The sequence below is a fragment of the Belnapia sp. AC561 genome, from assembly GCF_979252845.1.
The window spans coordinates 1-14,520 of sequence record NZ_CEEDBP010000067.1 but is presented as its reverse complement, the minus strand read 5'-3'; the positions used below and the strand labels follow the sequence as shown (position 1 = coordinate 14,520).

13 protein-coding genes are annotated in these 14,520 nt (G+C 68.5%); 7 read left to right on the top strand and 6 right to left on the bottom strand.

Annotation, left to right across the window (positions count from 1 at the left end; genetic code table 11):
• Window positions 1-56: 56 nt before the first annotated feature.
• Both AC0IW9_RS29150 and AC0IW9_RS29145 read right to left on the bottom strand, forming a co-directional pair.
• Window positions 57-701, bottom strand: a complete 645-nt coding sequence (locus tag AC0IW9_RS29150) for a diacylglycerol kinase catalytic domain-containing protein (protein WP_471651814.1) — start codon at window positions 699-701, stop codon at window positions 57-59.
• Window positions 702-760: 59 nt separating this feature from the next.
• Window positions 761-1,729, bottom strand: a complete 969-nt coding sequence (locus AC0IW9_RS29145; RefSeq protein ID WP_471651813.1) for an SPFH domain-containing protein — start codon at window positions 1,727-1,729, stop codon at window positions 761-763.
• A gap of 568 nt (window positions 1,730-2,297) precedes the next feature.
• Here AC0IW9_RS29145 and AC0IW9_RS29140 point away from each other — a divergent pair.
• Complete coding sequence (locus tag AC0IW9_RS29140) at window positions 2,298-2,585, top strand: hypothetical protein (protein WP_471651812.1); 288 nt, start codon at window positions 2,298-2,300, stop codon at window positions 2,583-2,585.
• 192 nt (window positions 2,586-2,777) lie between these two features.
• Here AC0IW9_RS29140 and AC0IW9_RS29135 read toward each other — a convergent pair whose 3' ends face one another.
• The 4 genes from AC0IW9_RS29135 to AC0IW9_RS29120 form a co-directional block, all read right to left on the bottom strand.
• Window positions 2,778-3,905: a sterol desaturase family protein gene (locus tag AC0IW9_RS29135; RefSeq protein ID WP_471651811.1), complete on the bottom strand. Its 1,128-nt coding sequence runs from the start codon at window positions 3,903-3,905 to the stop codon at window positions 2,778-2,780.
• Window positions 3,906-4,074: 169 nt separating this feature from the next.
• The gene (locus tag AC0IW9_RS29130) at window positions 4,075-5,055 is read right to left on the bottom strand and encodes a Bug family tripartite tricarboxylate transporter substrate binding protein (RefSeq protein WP_471651810.1); all 981 of its coding nucleotides are present in this window, start codon (window positions 5,053-5,055) and stop codon (window positions 4,075-4,077) included.
• A gap of 23 nt (window positions 5,056-5,078) precedes the next feature.
• Window positions 5,079-7,457 carry a CaiB/BaiF CoA-transferase family protein gene (locus tag AC0IW9_RS29125; RefSeq protein ID WP_471651809.1) on the bottom strand — a complete coding sequence of 793 codons (2,379 nt, stop codon included), beginning with the start codon at window positions 7,455-7,457 and terminating at the stop codon, window positions 5,079-5,081.
• A 65-nt stretch (window positions 7,458-7,522) separates the two neighbouring features.
• A complete protein-coding gene (locus AC0IW9_RS29120; RefSeq protein WP_471651808.1) occupies window positions 7,523-8,230 on the bottom strand; it encodes a GntR family transcriptional regulator in 708 nt (235 codons plus the stop codon).
• An 87-nt stretch (window positions 8,231-8,317) separates the two neighbouring features.
• Between AC0IW9_RS29120 and AC0IW9_RS29115 the strand changes: the two genes are divergently transcribed.
• From AC0IW9_RS29115 to AC0IW9_RS29090, 6 genes are read left to right on the top strand one after another with little or no spacing between them, the layout of a single operon-like run.
• Complete coding sequence (locus AC0IW9_RS29115; RefSeq protein WP_471651807.1) at window positions 8,318-8,539, top strand: acyl-CoA carboxylase biotin carboxyl carrier protein subunit; 222 nt, start codon at window positions 8,318-8,320, stop codon at window positions 8,537-8,539.
• Window position 8,540: 1 nt separating this feature from the next.
• Window positions 8,541-9,908 carry an acetyl-CoA carboxylase biotin carboxylase subunit gene (locus AC0IW9_RS29110; protein ID WP_471651806.1) on the top strand — a complete coding sequence of 456 codons (1,368 nt, stop codon included), beginning with the start codon at window positions 8,541-8,543 and terminating at the stop codon, window positions 9,906-9,908.
• 17 nt (window positions 9,909-9,925) lie between these two features.
• On the top strand, window positions 9,926-10,465 hold the full coding sequence (locus AC0IW9_RS29105; protein ID WP_471651805.1) for a biotin transporter BioY: 540 nt from the start codon (window positions 9,926-9,928) through the stop codon (window positions 10,463-10,465).
• Window positions 10,466-10,503: 38 nt separating this feature from the next.
• A complete protein-coding gene (locus AC0IW9_RS29100; RefSeq protein ID WP_471651804.1) occupies window positions 10,504-12,060 on the top strand; it encodes an acyl-CoA carboxylase subunit beta in 1,557 nt (518 codons plus the stop codon).
• Between the two features lie 38 nt (window positions 12,061-12,098).
• Window positions 12,099-13,070: a Bug family tripartite tricarboxylate transporter substrate binding protein gene (locus AC0IW9_RS29095; RefSeq protein ID WP_471651803.1), complete on the top strand. Its 972-nt coding sequence runs from the start codon at window positions 12,099-12,101 to the stop codon at window positions 13,068-13,070.
• Window positions 13,071-13,094: 24 nt separating this feature from the next.
• Window positions 13,095-14,066: a Bug family tripartite tricarboxylate transporter substrate binding protein gene (locus tag AC0IW9_RS29090; RefSeq protein WP_471651802.1), complete on the top strand. Its 972-nt coding sequence runs from the start codon at window positions 13,095-13,097 to the stop codon at window positions 14,064-14,066.
• Window positions 14,067-14,520 lie beyond the last annotated feature (454 nt).

Genomic DNA, 14,520 nt, shown 5'->3' with positions numbered 1-14,520 from the left:
TGCCGAGGGGCAACTGAATCACCATCGTGCAGCCCGTGGGATCACAAGCGATTCAGTCAGGCTGGAAACCGCTCTAGGAAGACTGCGGCCGCCTCGTCGGGGCGCAGATTGACACTCACGCCCGTAGCGCGGCTGATCGAGAGGGCCCAGCCGGTCGCGCCCGTACCGCTGGCGACGATAAGCCCGGACGAGGATTGCGTCTCCTCCCGCCCTGCGTAACTCAGGCTATAGCGGGCGGATTGGTGGCTTGCATGGCCGACAAAGATCTCGTTCAGCGCCAGCAGTTCCTGTCCGTCGTCCAGTTCTGCCCGGACCATCGTGCGCATCTCGGTCGGCAACTTGCCTGCGGCGGCCGCGGGCAGCATCGCGGCGGCGGCGGCGGCGGTATGCGGCACGAGAACACCCGCATTGCGGGCGGGATCGCCATTCACCCCGATGACGGGCTGGCCAGAGAGGTATTTGGCGACATTCGCCACGAGCCCATCCTGACCGACGGCGACGACCACGTCTTCGGGCCCGAAGAGGAAGCGGTCTAGCTCGGCGCGGCGGACGGCAGCGATGCGCCATCCCTTCGGCACCGCGGTGCGGATCTCGGTGAGCAGGGCAGCCAGATGCGCGCGTTGCGCATCGAGGCCTTCCAGGCTCTGCGAGCGGCGGCGGAGGAAGGCATCGGCCTGGCCCCGCGTGGCGTGGCGGGCCAATAGTCCCTCGTACTCGGTCTCACGCGTGACGAGGACCAACCTGGGGGCGAGGGCGCCGCTCACCGCTGAGGCGCGTCGCCCCTCGGGACAACCGGCGGCGCGGAGGCGGGCGCATCGCGGCCACGCAGGATCCCGTTCAATGCGGCAGTCAGGTCGGGTGTGACATTGAGCGTCTCGATGCGCGTCAGTTTCTCGGCGAAGGCGCGGAGTACAAGCGATTGCAGCACGGCGGGATCGATGTCGCGCAGCAGGGTGAGGCGCTCGCCCTCAGCCGCGTTGCGCGCCGCTTCCACCACGCGGATCCGGGCAGCTTCGGCTTCCGAGGCGATGCGCCCGGCATCGGCCCGGCCCTCGGCCTGACGACGGGAATTTTCGTCTTCCTGTGCAATAAGCGCGGCTTGCCGGCGTGCAAGCTCTACCTTCGTGGACAGTTCGTTCTCGGCGATGGCACGCTCCTTCTCCACGGCCTGGGCGCGCCGAGCGAAGGTCGCCTCGTCGGCAAGCCCCTGGGCGCGCTCGAAGGTCGGTGCCTCCAGCGCACGGGCCAGTTCCGCGCTCGGGCTCAGCCCGGCGATGCGAACGGTGACGACCGAAAGCCCCATGTCCCGTAACCGGGGGTCAGCAGCTAGTGATGCGGCGATCCCATCCTGCAGCGGTGCCGCACCTTCGGTCAGGAGGTCGTTCACGGAGCGGTGCTCGACGTAACGCGCTGCCTGATACTGAGCGAGCCCGATGAGAAGGCTTGCGATACGATCCAGAGGGTCCGCCCGCAGTCGTCCCGTGCGAAGATCGATGGTGAAGTCCACGCGCGAGGCCAGTGCCTCGGGTTCCACTGCGCGCCAGGTGATGGTGCCCTGTACGGTGACGACCTGGTAGTCGCGCGAGCGGGCCTGAAAGACGAAATCGGTATCTCGGTCATCGGCCGGGACCTCGGCGATGCTTGTCCGGTCCGGTCGGAACCAGAAAGCGAGGCCACGGCCGGATCGCACGCGCTGGCCACGGCGGAAGGTGATGACGTGGCTCGACATCTCGCTGCGCAGGTGGCGGTAGGCAAAAAAACCAAGTGATATCGGCCATGCCGAAACATGGTGTACCGCTGGGAGAGGAGTTGCAACCCCACCGGGTGGATCAGCGGGTTACCGTCACGGCGAATAGGTTAGGAAAGCCATCGGTGATACTGGGTTTCCGTCGACAATGCCCTTGGCTGACTGCCGCATCCGCTTCCGTTCAGCCTGACCGAAGTTGGGAGAGAACCATAATCGAGACACCCCAGACCGATCGCAGCCTCCTTCGCCGCCAGCCAGTTTTGCAGGCTGCCTCCTGGCCCTGCTTCTGTTGGAATTTGCAGTTGCTTCTGCCCAGGCCGTCGAGCAACGCTACGGCTACAGCTGCATTTGCCTTCGGGTAGAGCCGGGGGTGAGAGGAAGGAAGCGCCTCGTGCGACGCATCATCTCAGGCAAGAGAGAGTTACTCTTCCAGTGCCGGCGTGACCCGAGACTGCTCGCCAGACCGAAAGCGATTAGGCATTTCTGAATAGCCAATCGGCCGCTTCAGCCTGCCGATGGCAGGCATGCCTATGACGGCATAGTATCTCTTATGCGTCTCCTTCCCTGTCTTGCATTCGCTTTGTTCCTCGCGGCCCCCGGCGTGGAAGCGAGCCGGCTGCCGCCCGATGTCATGGCCTATGCGGCGCGCCGCGATCGCTGCGACCATTGGCGAGGAGAAGCCTCGGATGATCCCGGGCGCGCAGCAGAGGTCCAGCGTGCCGTCACGCGCGAGTGCCGCGGATCGGATGCGGCACTGGCGCGCTTGCTTCGGCGATATGCCCGCAACAAGGCGGTGACGAAACGCCTGGAGTCCTACGACCTACAGATCGAGCGATGATCAGAGAGTCCGAGAAGGCGCCACGGGACGAGGAAGACGGCCCGCAGGGCTAGCAGCGCTGCCTCATGGCGGTAGGTGAGAGGTGTGGCCCGCCGGCAAGGCATGCAAGCCGCGCCCAACGGCCCTCCCTGTACTTCCGGGACGGCAAGGGGTGCGGCGTCGTCGATGTTTCCTTCTCCCGTTTCCGCCAGCCTATACAGCCGATGGCGGGGGCTGCCGCCGCTGAAACGGATACAGAAACTGCCGCCACATTCCCTTGGGCAGCGGAGTGCCGGCCACCCCATACTTCTGCGGCCAACGGTCACGCGGCATATGATAGGTGCCGAACAGGCGATCGAGGACTGGCAAGTGCGCGGCGTAATTGGTGTCGATCGCTTCCTTTTCGCTGCTGTGGTGCCAATGGTGAAACAGCGGGGTCGCCACCAAGTATTTCAACGGCCCGAATTCCAAGCCGAAGTTGGAATGCACGAGACCCGCCTGGAAGCCAGCCCAGACGATGTAGCAGAGCAACGGCGTATCACTCGCGCCAAGCACGAAGGCCGGCAGCATCACGACCGTACGGGTCACCAGCGGCTCCAGGAAATGCAGGCGCGAGCCAGCCATCCAGTCCATCCGTTCGACGCTGTGATGTACCGCGTGGAACCGCCATAACGCCGGGACTTCATGCATGGCCCGGTGGGTCGCGTATTCCATCAGGTCAGCCGTCACCAGGATTGCCAGGAACTGCACCACGCCCGGCAGCGACCTGAACCAATCCTGCAACCCGGCATTCACCGTCCAGGAAAACAGCGACGGCATCGCCTTGACACTCATGAAAAGAAAAATGCCGATGGCGAGATGGTTGACGATGAAATATCGCCCGTCATGCCAGAAATCAGGCCGAAGGATCGGCTGATCACGCCGGTGCGCGACGATCTTCTCCAGCGCGGTAAACAGTGCCGCCGATGCCAATAGGTCGAGGATGAACCAATCCAATCCGATGAAGCCAGGCGTGTCGTAGCGTGGCCCGATCTGCACCGAACTCCCGCCCAGATAGGCCGCCAATCCCGTCAGCAGGATACCGAGGGCACCCAACCGCTTCTGTCGGTTCAGCACGAAGGTCAGCACGCCGAAGCCAGCGGAGAATACCATGCCTGCCGCCAGCATCTGGCGCATGAGCGTCAGATCGTAGCCAGCCCGCAGCGACGGCGTGGTAAGGTAGTCGGGAAACATGAAGCACAGCACCGCCAGCACGCTCAGCGTGCCGAAGGCGATCGAAAGATAGCCGCTGATCCGGCCCTCACCAAGCCGGAGCGGTCGGTCAGTGTCATCCAGCTTCATGGCAAAACCTCCATCGAGATTGGCACCCAAGGTGGTCAGCCGTATTGCCTTCAGCCGCCGCGGGCTCGTCTACAGGCCGAGGTGGTGCGGCTTTCAGGCGCAATCGTGGACTGACTCCCGGCCGACGCCAATACAGGGCCGCCGGCATTCCGCCGCAGGACACCCTGCATCATTGCACGGTGATCTTCCGCTCCGCGATGATGCGACCGTAATGAGCCCTTTCCTTCTGGATCAGCGCGGCGAAGTCATCCAACCGGATTGGATCGATCTCCATGTCCGGTGGCAGCTTCTGCCGGACCGCATCGGATTGCAGGATTTCGGAGAAGCTTGACGCAAGCCGTGTCACGATCGGCGCGGGCACCCCTGCCGGGGCCACCACGCCGTGCCAGTAGCGCAGCACCAGATCGGGATGCACCGATTCGCGGAAGGTCGGCACCTCCGGCAGGACGGCCAGGCGCTCCGGTGAGGAGATGGCGAGGATGCGGAGTTTCCCGCTCTCCAGATGCGGCAGCAGGGAGTTGGTGGAGCCGGCATAGAAGGGGACCCGGCCCGTCATCAGATCGGTGATGATCGCCTGTTCGCCGCGATAGGCGACGCTTTCCAGCGTCACGCCGGTCAGGCCCATCATCATCTCCATCGTCACATGCGGCGAACTGCCGTTGCCGACGCTGCCGACGCCGAGCCCCGGGTTGCGCCGGATATGCTCCAAGGCTTCGGTGACCGTGCGGATCGGCAGCGTGGCCGTCACCGCGAAGGCGACGGGCGCGCGATAGGCCATGCAGATCGGCGCGAAATCCTCCAGCCGATAGGTGATGTTGGGATAGAGGTTCGGGTTCATCACCAGCGTGCTGCTGGCGACCCAGCCGAGCGTATAGCCATCCTTCGGCGCCCGCGCCGCGGCCTCGGCGCCGATCATGGTATTGGCGCCGGGCTTGTGCTCGATCACCAGCCCCTGGCCGAGCAGCGCCGGCAGGCGCTCCGAGATCAGCCGCGGCACGAGATCGCCGGCGCCGGGGGCGAAGGGATAGATCACCCGGATCGGCCGGTTGGGCCAGGCCTCCGTATGGGCGCCCGCGCCGCGGGTGCGCGCCAGGGCCGGCAGCGTGAGAAGTCCCGCCGTAAGGGCGCGGCGTCCCGGATGGTTCGTCATTGGTGCTTCCTCCCCTGGTGCCGTCATTGCCCGGCGGCGCGGGATTTCCTCTGGGCAACCGGAACCGCCTCCGTCCCGATGATGCCGGCGGCGGCCAGCGCCGCAAGCGCATCGGCGGACAGCCCGAGCAGCCCTCCCAGCACCGCCGCATTGTCCTCGCCCAGCAGGGGTGCCGGGCGGCGCACCGGGAAGGGGCCCTGGCCGGCGTCCCGGAACGGGGCGGAAGGCTGCGCGTGGTGGCCGAGCCAGGGCCGATCGACCGGTTGCCAGAAGCCGCGGGCGACCAGCTGCGGGTCCCGCACCAGCGCCGTCGGCCAGCGGACCGCGCCGGCCGCCACCCCGGCCGCCTGCAGGGCCGTCATGGCCGCATCCGCGTCGCGCCCCGTGGTCCAGTCGATGAGGGCGGCCTCCAGCTCGGTCTCCCGGGCACGGCGGCCCTCGGCGGTCGCAAGCGTCGGATCGGCGGCCAGGTCCACCCGGCCGATGGCGCGGCAGAGCCCGGCCCAGGCGGCATCGTCGGCGACGGATATGGCGATCCAGCCATCCGCGGCGCAGGGGAAGCATCCCTGGGGCACCATCGCGGGATGCCGGTTGCCGAGCCGCGGGCCGGGCGAGCCGGTCGCCGACTGCGCCAGGATCCAGGGCGCGACCAGGGGGAACATGCACTCCACTTGCGCCAGGTCGATATGCTGGCCCTCGCCGGTCTCGCGCCGGTGCAGCAAGGCGGTGAGCACGGCGGCGGCCGCGTTCAGCCCGCCGATCGGATCGCCGTAGGCGAGCTGGTTGGTGGTCGGTGGCCAATCCGCCTGGCCGGAGACGCTGGGCAGGCCCGAGGCATGCTCGAGCGTGGAGCCATAGGCCCTGGCATCCCGCCATGGCCCGCTGCCGCCGAAGGCGGGCATCGAGACCATCACCAGGTCCGGCCGCTCCGCCGCCAGCGCCGGATAGTCGAGCCCGAGCTTCGGCAGCACCTCCCGCGCGTAATTCTCGACCACCGCATCGGCGTCCCGCACCAGCCGCTTCAGCAGCGCGGCGCCCTCGGGACGGCTGAGGTCGAGGGTGATGCCGGCCTTGTTGCGGTTCAGCACGCCGAAGCGCAGGTCCTTCTCATACTGCCGTTCGGCGAAGAAGGCCGGGCGCGGATCGACGCCGCGCCACCAGTCGGGATACTGGCAGGCCTCCACCTTCACCACCTCGGCGCCGAGATCGGCGAGCTGGCGGGTGCAGAGCGGCCCGGCCCAGCCCATCGAGAGATCGACGACCCGCAGCCCCGCCAGCGGCAGCGCCGCGGCACGCACTGGCTTGCGGGCGGGGCGGTCGGGCAGCGCTTGGCCGTCATGCTCGCCGAGGCGGGGGGCGGTGCCGCCGGCCAGGGGCGGCGTCCGGGTCAGCCGTTGCGGCAGGGTCGGGCCCTCGAACTCGGCGGCGCCGACCCGCACCGTGCCAAAGGCGTCGCGCGCGCGGTGCGTCGGCGTCGCCAGCAGCCGGGCCATGTCCGGCACCACGGCGAAGGGCAGCCGGCGGCGCAACGCCTCCTCGAACCAGTCCTCGGCGGTCCGTTCGCGGAGTCGCGGGACGAACAGCGCCTCCAGCTCCGCGACGTGGCGCAGCCGGTCGAAGCCGATCACGAAGCGCGGATCCTGGCCGACCTCGGGCGCGCCGATCATGTCGCAGAAGCCGCGGAACTGTGCCGGGGTGACGATGGTGACGCCGAGCCAGCCCTCCCGGCAGGGATAGACGCCGAGCGGGCAGGTCGGGGCGAAGCGGTTCACCCCGTGGCGGCGCTCGACCTCCGGATGGGTGACGCCCTGCGCGGCCTGGTACTCAGCGACGGCGACGTTGGCCTCGTGGATGCTCACCTCCAGCCGGCGCGGCGCGCCCGAGAGCAGGGCGGCGGCCACCGCGTTGAAGGCGGCGATGCCGCCGACCGCGGCGCCGGCGATGCCGCCCAGCATGGAGGGCGGGCCCTCCGCCGGGCCGGTGCCGGCGATGATGCCGGCAAGCGCCCGGCAGGTGACGTCGCTGGCGACGTAGTCCCGATAGGGGCCGCTGTCGCCGAACCAGGAGATGCCGGCCGTGATGGTGGCCGGCGGCGAGGCGGCGGCGCGATCCGCTGGGGGGCGGCCATCCAGCAGCACGTCGCACTCTGTGATGCCGTCCAGCCGGGTGACGCTGCGCTTGTTGGTGTTCAGCCAGGCGAAGAGCGCCGAAACCTGGCCGGTCCCGGTCTCGACCAGGGGCGGTTCGCGCCGCAGCGGGTCGCCGCCCGCCGGCTCGAGCTTGATGACCTGGGCGCCGAAATCGCTGAACAGCTTGCCGGCATAGGCCAGGGCGACGCCGCCGCCGCGCTCCACCACCCGCAGATGGCGAAGCGGCAGGGCGGCCTGGGGGTCACGCGGCATCGGGGTGCTTCCTCGCGCGGCGCGATGGATCTCGCGCCCTATTTGTTATCACAAAAACAGCGACGCTACGGACTTGTCAATCCGCCCTCCGGGGCCCGGGCCGCCACGTTGATCTCCGGCAGCTGGCGGATCAGCGCATCGGCATAGACGGTAATGTCTCGCTGGATCGCCAGGCGGGCGAGGGCGCCGTCGCCCTGCCGGATGCCGCGGATCACCTCGTTATGCGGATGCTCCTCCGGCCGGTGCAGGAAGCGCATGCGGGACAGGGCGGCGTTCAGCGGGCCGCATTGCAGCCAGAGCCCCTCGACCAGGCGCAGCAGCACCGGCATCCGCGCCAGGGCGCAGAGCTCCATGTGGAAGCGCTCGTTCTCCACCAGCATCTCGGTGCCGCGGCCCTCGACCCGGGCGGCGCTCATCCGGGCGTGGATCGCGGCCAGCCGGTCGGCGTCGCCCGGCCGTGCCAGCTCGGCCGCACGGGCCGCCGCCTTGCCTTCCAGGTCGCTGCGCAGGTCGCAGACCTCTCGCAGCCGCTCGTCCGACAACATCGGCACCCGGGCGGAGCGATGATCGACCTGCTCGAGCGCGCCCTCGCTCACCAGCCGGCCCAGCGCCTCCCGCACCGGCGTCGGGCTGACCCCGAGCTCCTCGGCCAGGTTGCGCAGCTTCAGCTTCTCGCCCGGGCGGAAGCGGCTGCGCATGAGCTGGAGCCGCAGCCACTCATGCACCCGCGCGGCGACCCGGTCGCCAGCCATCAGCGGAGCCTCGGCAGTCACGGCTTGGCCTCCCCCTGTTTCCGCCTTGACAGCCAAGGGCCGGCAGAGGATTTGTGATAACAAATTTGAAGCGCCCGGAGCAAGGTCATGGCCGACATCCCAGTGCCCGTCGAGATCACCGCCGCCGTCTGGAAGATCGAGGTCGCGGCGGGTGCGCGGGTGGCGGCCGGCGACGTCCTCCTCATCCTCGAATCCATGAAGATGGAGATCCCGGTGGAGGCGCCGCGCGACGCGACCGTCAGCAAGATCCTGGTCGCCGAGGGCGACCAGGTCGAGGAGGGCCAGGTCGTCATCGTGTTGGACGCCTGAGGTGCTCGGCCCGGTCCTGATCGCCAACCGCGGCGAGATCGCCTGCCGCATCGCCGCCACCTGCCGCCGCCTCGGCCTCCGCAGCATCGCCGTCTTCTCCGATGCGGATGCCGGCGCCATGCATGTGGCCGCCGCCGACGCCGCGGAGCGCATCGGCCCCGCGCCGCCGCGCGAGAGCTACCTCTCGATCCCGGCCATCCTGGCCGCGGCCGAGCGCAGCGGCGCGCGCATGGTGCATCCGGGCTACGGCTTCCTCAGCGAGAATGCCGACTTCGCCGAGGCCTGTACCCGGGCCGGGCTGGCCTTCATCGGGCCGCCCGCCGATGCGATCCGCGCCATGGGCGGCAAGGCGGCGGCCAAGGCCGTGGCGCGCCGGGCCGGCGTGCCGGCCGTGCCGGGCTATGACGGCGAGGACCAGGCGCCGGACCGCCTGGCGGCGGAGGCCGAGGGCATTGGCTTCCCCGTGATGATCAAGGCCTTCGCCGGCGGCGGCGGACGCGGCATGCGCCGGGTGGAGGCCGCCGCCGGCTTCGCCGCCGCACTGGCCGCCGCCCGGCGCGAGGCCGCCGCCTTCGGCGACGACCGCATGCTGGTCGAGAAGCTGGTCGGCAGCGCCCGCCACATCGAGGTGCAGATCCTGGCCGACGCCCATGGCACCGTGCTGCATCTGGGGGAGCGGGACTGCTCCCTGCAACGGCGCAACCAGAAGCTGGTCGAGGAATCGCCGGCGCCCGGCGTCGACCCGGCGCTGCGGGCGGAGCTCGGCCGCCGCGCCGTCGCCCTGGCCCGGGCGGTCGGCTATGTCGGGGCCGGCACCATCGAATTCGTGGCCGATGCCGCGGCGCCTCTGGCCGCCGACCGCATCTGGTTCATCGAGATGAACACCCGCCTGCAGGTCGAGCATCCGGTGACCGAGATGGTCACCGGCCTCGACCTCGTCGAGTGGCAGCTGCGCGTCGCGGCCGGCGAGGCCCTGCCCTTCGGCCAGGATGCACTGGCGCCGCAGGGCCATGCGGTCGAGGCCCGGCTCTGCGCCGAGGACCCCGCCCGCAACTTCCTGCCCTCCCCGGGCACCATCGCGGCCTTGCGGATGCCGGAGACCGGGCCTGGGTTGCGGATCGATGCCGGCGTCCGCGCCGGCGACGTGCTGACCCCCTATTACGACCCGCTCATCGCCAAGCTCATTGCCCATGCGCCGAGCCGAGCCGAGGCGCTGGGCCGCCTCGCCGTCGCGCTCGACGCGGTGGCGGCGGAGGGCATCCGGGTGAATGCCGCCTTCCTCGCCCGCATCCTCCGCAGCGAGGCCATGCAGGCGGGCGGCGTCGACACCCACTTCCTCGAAGGCTTCCGCGCCCGCGAAGCCGCTTGAACTAGTCAGGGACTTTCATGATGCACGGTCTTGCCAAATCCGGCCTCCTGCACCCGGCGCTGCTCGCCCTGGGCGGCAGCCTGGCGGTCGCCGCCTCGGCGCAGATCCAGCTGCCGATCCAACCGGTGCCGATGACCCTGCAGAGCCTGGTGGTGCTGCTGGTCGGCATCGCCTACGGCCCGCGGCTCGGGGCCGCGACCCTGCTGCTCTACCTGGGCGAGGGGATCTGCGGCCTGCCGGTCTTCGCCGGCTTCCGCGCCGGTCCGGCGGCGCTGGCCGGGCCGACCGGCGGCTTCCTGCTGGGCTTCGTGCCGGCCGCCGCCCTGGCCGGCTGGCTCGCCGCGCAAGGCTGGGCGGGCGGGTTCTGGCGCAGCGGCGCGCTCTTCCTGGCTGGCCATACGGTGATCTTCGCCGCCGGCCTTGCCTGGCTGGCCACGCTGATCGGGGTGGAGCGGGCCATCGCCCTCGGGTTCCTGCCCTTCCTGCCGGGCAGCGTGGTGAAGGTGGCGCTGGGCGTCGCCCTGCTCGCGGCCATGCGCGGCCTGCGCCGCGGCTGAACTGCGGGACGACGACGGCGCCAAGGGAGGATACGACAATGGTATGGCAGGCCGAACTGGACGAACTCCGCCAGCGCGAGGCGATGGCGCGGGAGATGGGCGGCGCCGACAAGGTGAAGCGCCAGTATGACGGCGGCCGGCTGACGGTGCGCGAGCGGGTGCAGGCGCTGGTCGATCCCGGCAGCTTCCACGAAACAGGCGCCATCGCCGGCAAGGCCCGCTACGACGAGGCCAACCAGCTGGAGGAGTTCACCCCCTCCAACTGCGTCTTCGGCCGTGCTGCCATCGAGGGGCGACCGGTGGTGGTGGTCGGTGACGACTTCACCGTGCGCGGCGGCAGCGCCGATGCCACCATCCGCGAGAAGCCGCTGATGGCCGAGCGGCTGGCGAACGAGTTCCAGCTGCCGCTGCTGCGCATCATCGAGGGTTCGGGCGGCGGCGGGTCGGTGAAGACCATCGACACCACCGGCCGTGCCAACCTGCCGAACGGCGTCGGCGGGGGCGGGTTGTTCAACTACTCGACCCTCAACCTCTCGGTCGTGCCGGTGGTCGGGCTTGGCCTCGGTTCGGTGGCCGGGCTGGGCGCGGCGCGGCTGGCAGCCAGCCACTACTCCGTCATGACGAAATCCTCGGCGATGTTCGTCGCCGGCCCGCCGGTGGTCTCCCGGCTCGGGCAGAACCTCAGCAAACAGGAACTCGGGGGCTGGGAGATCCAGTGCCGCGCCGGCGGCGTCGACCATGCGGTCGATACCGAGGAGGAGGCCTTTGCCTGCGCCCGCCGGTTCCTGTCCTACCTGCCGTCCTCGGTACATGGCGTCCCACCGGTCCTACCCTGCACGGACGACCCGGAACGGCGTGAGGAAGCGCTGATGGCGGCGGTACCGCGCGACCGCCGGCGGGTCTACCAGATGCGGCCGATCATCGAGAAGGTGGTTGACCAGGGCAGCTTCTTCGAGATGGGGCGGATGTTCGGTCGTTCCGTCATCACCGGCTTGGCTCGGCTGGACGGACACCCGGTGGCTGTCATGGCAAGCGATCCATTTTTCTACGGCGGATCCTGGACGTCGGATGCCTGCCAGAAGGTGGTGCGCTTCGTCGATCTGGCCGAGACCTTCCATCTGCCCGTCGTCTATCTGATGGACTGCCCCGGCTTCATGATCGGCCTGGAGGCTGAGCGCGCGGCGACCATCCGGCATGGCGTGCGCGCCATGGCCGCGGTGAACCAGACCACCGTGCCCTGGTGCACCATGGTCATCCGCAATGCATTCGGCGTCGCCGGCGCGGTGCACCAGCCGGCCGGGCGACTTTCGCTGCGCTATGCCTGGCTTTCGGCCCGCTGGGGGTCGCTGCCTTTAGAGGGTGGAATCGAGGCCGCCTATCGCGCCGAGATCGAGGCCGCCGAGGATCCAGCGGCAAAGCTGGCGGAGATCGAGGACCGGCTGAACAAGCTGCGGTCACCCTTCCGCACCGCGGAAACCTTCTGGGTCGAGGAGATCATCGATCCCCGCGACACGCGCCGCCTGCTCTGCGACTTTGCCAGGCTGGCGGAGCCGCTGCGGCGGCCTCAGCCGTCTCGGTTGCAAATGCGTCCCTAAAGGGGCCGGTCGATAGAGGCGTCATGGGGGGAAACAACATGAAAAGATCACTGCGTCGGATCCTTGCCCTGGTGGTGGGCGGGAGTCTGCTGGGTGGCAGTCTTCCCGTCGCCGCCTTCCCGGACCGTCAGGTGCGGATCCTGGGCGGCTTTGCCCCGGGTGGGACCAGTGACATCATCAACCGTCTGGCTGCCGAGGCCGTTGCGCCAAGTTTCGGCCAGCGTCCGGTAGTCGAAGTTCGGACCGGCGCCAATGGCTTCGTCGCGGCGGAAGCCGCCGCGCGCAGCCCGGCCGATGGCCATACTGTCGTGCAGTGCTCGACCGGCATGCTGACGATCAGCCCCGAACTGCCGGGCGCCCAGCTGCCGATCGACCCGGCACGCGACCTGCTGCCAATTGCGAATATTGTACATTCCACTCAGGCGATGGTGGTCTCGGCGCAGTCGCCTTACCGCAGTGTCGCCGAGGTCCTTGCCGCGGCACGAGCAAAGCCGGATGGCATCTCCTATGCCAGCGCCGGCATTGGCTCCGTCTCTCATCTTTCCGGCGCGCGACTGTCCCAGCTTGGCAAGCTGAGCCTGGTGCATGTGCCCTATCGTGGCGCGGCACCAGGGGTGCTGGATGTCGCGGCTGGCAGGGCCGATCTCATCATTACCAATCTTGGCGACGTGGCGGCGCAGATCGGGCAGGGATTACGCCTGCTGGCCTTCGCCGATGGTATCGGCTCGCCGCGTTACCCCGGTATCGGCCAGGTCTCGGATGCCTTGCCTGGCTACGCCGTCAGCGGTTGGTTCGGCCTCTGTGGACCGCGCGGCATGCCTGACGCAGTGGCAAGCCGCTGGTTCGAGGCGATCCGCAATGGCTTCAGCGATCCAGTATTGCAGCAGCGCTTGCAGGAAAATGGGCTGACCTTGCGGATCGAGGATCCGGCTGACTTCGCCCGCACCATCGACCAGGACCGCCGTCTCTGGAGCGAGGTGATCAGCGCTGCGCATATCAGCCTTGAATGAGCCGATACTGGAAAGGATTGTAGGATGAAACCGTTGATCGGGGTGCTACGGAGCATCGTGTTGCTGGGCAGCATGCTCGTGGTGCCGGCCCTGGCACAGCCGGCGGATCGCCCGCTCCGCATCGTTGCCGGCTTTGCACCGGGGGGTACCTCGGACATCGTCGCACGGGTTGTGGCAGACGGCGTAGCGGCAACGCTGGGCCAGCGGCCGGTGGTCGAGAACCGCACCGGCGCTAACGGCTTCATCGCCGCCGAGGCGGTGGTGCGGGGCCCGGCCGATGGCTCGACGGTCCTGCAATGTCCGATGGGCAGCATGACGATTAGCCCCGAAGTGCCGGGCATGCATATCCCGATCGATGTTGGCCGTGATTTGGTGCCCGTCGCCAATGTCGCACGCTCGAGTTATGCCGTGGTGACCGGAGTCCGGGGGCCTTACCAAAGCCTCGAGACTCTGATGGAGGCGGCACGGTCCAAGCCCGGGATATTAAGCTACGGCAGTGCTGGCATCGGCACGGCGCAGCATCTCTCAGGGGAACGGCTGAAACGCTTGGCTGGTCTGGATATCGTGCATGTGCCGTACCGCGGTGCGGCACCGGCGGCGATAGATCTGATCGCCGGGCGGATCGACCTGCTCATTACCAACCTTGGCGACGTTATCCGGCAGATCCAGGGCGGTGAACTGCGCCTACTGGCGCTGGCCGATGAGGCGGGCTGGCCAGAGTTTCAGGATGCACCACGCTTGCCACGCATCGTGCCAGGACTGGAAGTTATCGGCTGGTTCGGTATCTGCGGGCCACGCGGCATGCCGGACGAGGCGATTGCGCGGTGGGCCGAGGCGATCCGCGTCAGTTTACAAAATCCTGTTGTGCAAAAGCGTTTGCTGGATAACGGTTTGGCACCGGGCTTTGAAGCGCCGGCGGCATTCAGCGCCACAATTGCCCGCGACCGGCGGGACTGGGGTGAGGCGATCCGTGGTGCGAATGTTCGGGCGGAATAAGGGCGTCTGCAGGCAAGGCATTGGAAGTCTGGTCAGGCGAGCGGCACTGATACGGCGACGAGCCACATCTTGATCCAGGAGAAGCTCAACGGTCTCTCTATGGATCTGAATAACGCCAGCATCGCATCCGCACCGAGAAAGCACCTCATACCTAAATCGATGATTGGTGCCACTATCGCTCTCAGCTTTGCCCGAACAGTACCGCCCTGGCAGACAGGCGTTGCGTCTATCGTCTGACAGGAAATGTGTCGCCGCTGTGCCAGACCGCTGCCACCTCCAGCCTGATGCAGGTTCGCAGCTTGGCTGCTTCCCAAGGCTGGACCTTGCGGATTGACGTTCGCGGCGAGCTTGGCGCGATCCTGTGCTTTGCGTCAGGCCCCGGAATTGGCGAAGGCGCTGACCGATTGGTCAGCGCCCTGTGGGTGTGAGTTGGGGGAGATGCGGGGACAGGATT